The 2,652-nt window shown below is 71.3% G+C and carries 1 protein-coding gene; it reads right to left on the reverse strand.

Annotated features, from left to right (window positions below; genetic code table 11):
- Positions 1–125 precede the first annotated feature (125 nt).
- A partial coding sequence (locus tag ACT6Y9_RS10260) for a DEAD/DEAH box helicase (RefSeq protein WP_443744459.1) occupies positions 126–2,652 on the reverse strand: 2,527 nt, incomplete at its 5' end.

The following is a 2,652-nucleotide window of genomic DNA, read 5'->3' on the forward strand; positions in this document are numbered from 1 at the left end:
CGCGTAAGGACTCAGTAGGGAATCTCCGTCCTTCAGGGCGGAGAGGATGTCAATTCGTGAACAGATTCGCCCGCTGCGCCTCGGCGCGGCGGTCGGCGGTGAAGACCGGCGCGCGGCGGTCCACCTCAACGTGCCGGCGCGGGAGTGCGTCGGCAAGGATCTCGAAGGCGGGCTCGAGCGTCCATTCGCCCCCAGTCGCCGATCACGATCAGGTCGCGCCGCGCACGGGTGACGGCGACGTTCAGGAGGTTCGCCGGCATCGCGGCCCAACGGCGCTGACCGCGGCCCTTGATGCCCGGCGCGGAGCCGAGGACGAGGATCACGACGTCCGCCTCCTGGCCCTGGAAGGCGTGCACGGTGCCCGCGTGCGCCTCGACATGCCGGAGTGCGAGCTCGTGCAGAATCCGGCGGGCGCCCTCGGCGACCACGCGGAAGGGCGAAAGAACGAAGAACCTGAGCCCCCGGTTCGCCGGGTCGGCGTTGAGCTCGATGAGGAGCCCGCGCAGCAACGCCATCTCCTCGCGGATCATCTTCGGGTCGACTCGCCGCACGACGGGGCGCCCGTCGCGAGTGCGGCGCACGGGCGGCGCGTAGGACTCGCCCATCACGTCGTACCAGGCTGAGGCGGGTTTTCTCCCGTCGTCGATCCGCGGCGTCATCTGCACCATCTGTCCTGCGTAGGAGAGCGCGTTGGCGATCCCGAACATCGGCGGGCCGCAGCGGCGGTGGGTGCGCAGCGGCAGCCCCGTCCAGACGTCGCGCCGGGCGACCTGGTCGCGGATCACCGCGCCCACCTCCATCGTGTTGTCGACGAGCGTCTGGAGCGAACTCGCCGCCGGCGACCAGCATTCGTCGACGAGCGGATGCCGGCGGCGGAGAAACTCCGCCAATGCCGTGGGCATCGTCACGACGGGCATCAGCTGCCGCGGGTCGCCCAACACCACCACACGCCGGGCGCGGTTGAGGATGCCGACGGCGGACTGGGGCGAGGCCTGACTCGCCTCGTCGATGAGCACCCACGGAATGGCCGAGGGTTCGATCTGGGCAAAAAGCCGCCCCGCGCTCGCCAGGGTCGTGGAGACCACCGGCACGAGGAAGGCGATGAATTCGAAGACGTCGAGCGCCCGCCCCGAGATGAAGTGCGGATTCGTCGAGAGAAGATACCGGCCCGCGGCCCGCAGACCCTTCTTCGCGAGGTCGGCCTGCGCGATGAAGGTCGCCGCATGAAGTTCGAGCGCCGCCTCGAAGAGCGTCGAGCGCATGCGCTCGAACTCCTCGTCGACCCAGAGCGAGGCCTTGTGCTGCCCGGGGTCTTGCGCAAGGGGCGTGCGGAAGGCCGCGGGCTTCACGCGGGCGGCGGCTGCGCGTTCGGCCATGCGCGCGCGGCGCTCGTCCACCTCGCGCTCGAGCGTGAGAAAACGCGCCTTCGCCTCGGCCCAGGCCTCTTCGGGAAGCCGCCGCTCAAAGCGCAGGATCTCGAGTGCGTCGTCGATCTGACGCGCAATGGTGGAGTCGAAGGGGTTGCGGCCGCCCACGCCCAACACCGCGCGCGCGAAGGCGCTGCAGTTCTTTCTCCGCCCCAGCGTGGCCGAAGCGAGCCCCCAGACCTCCTCGGGGTTTTTGACCCGCGCGAGAAGCGCGCGCCGGATGCGCTCGCGGCGCTCGGCGGCCGTGAGCTGCGTGAGTTCCTGCGCCTCCGCTTCGGAGAAGAGCGCCCCGTCCAGGGCTTGCGCGCCCCCGGCGCCCGAAGCTTCATTCTCCGGCGTCGCTTCGGGGTCCCCGGCTCCCCGCGGGCGGGGATCGGGCGCGGCGGCGGACCTTTTCGTCCGGGCGGGCCGGCCCTCGACCAAAGCCATCAACCCAAGGGCGCAGTCGCGCCAATAGGAAAAGGCCGGGCGCACGCCGCCCGTCTGAAGGTCGCGCTTGGGTTCGGCGAGCCCGTAGCTGCGCGGCAGCGCGTCGGTGATGTTGCGGATCGCCGCGTTGTTGTTCGAAGCGACGACGATCAGGTGGTCGCCGCCCACGTCGGAGGCGACGGGCGTGAAGGTCTCGGTGCTCTCCGGGCCGATTTCGAAGGCGACCGCCCGACGCGCGTCGAAGACCTCGCGCGAGGCGGACTTCGCGGCGATCCCGCGGGCGCGCCGCACGACCACTTCGGCGACCACGTCGCGCAGCAGCCAGCTCTTGCCCGTGCCGGGCGGCCCGTTCACGGAAATCAACGGCCCGAACCCCGCGCCCGTGCGCAGAATCCCCGCCACCGCCCCCTGCTGCGCGAGGTAGAGGTGGTGCGCGGGAGCCGTGGGCCACCTCCCCGAGGGCAGGTCTGCGGGCTGCAGGAGGTCTTCGAAGACCGCCGGAGACTTGAGGACGTCGATCCTCGGAATGCCTTCACCCGTGCCGAGCGCGAGAAGGCGCGCTAGCGCGGCGCTCACGGGCTGCGCGAAGCTCCCGAAGCCGTCCGTCGTTTCGACGGGGAGCGTGGTGCGGCCGGCGGATTCTCCGGCAACCGCTTCATCGGGCGCCGGGTCGAGGGCAGCGCAGCCGGCCGCCGACGCATAGCGCCCGAAGTCGGGCGCGGTCCAGGGTTCGGCCCCGGCCGCCTCGAGCCCCATGCGGGCGGCGGCGATGTCGGCGAGGTAGAAGCTCTCGAGC

Origin of the sequence: Sutterella sp., from assembly GCF_052272535.1 — a bacterium.
In the GTDB taxonomy this organism is placed as follows: Bacteria; Pseudomonadota; Gammaproteobacteria; order Burkholderiales; family Burkholderiaceae_F; genus Sutterella.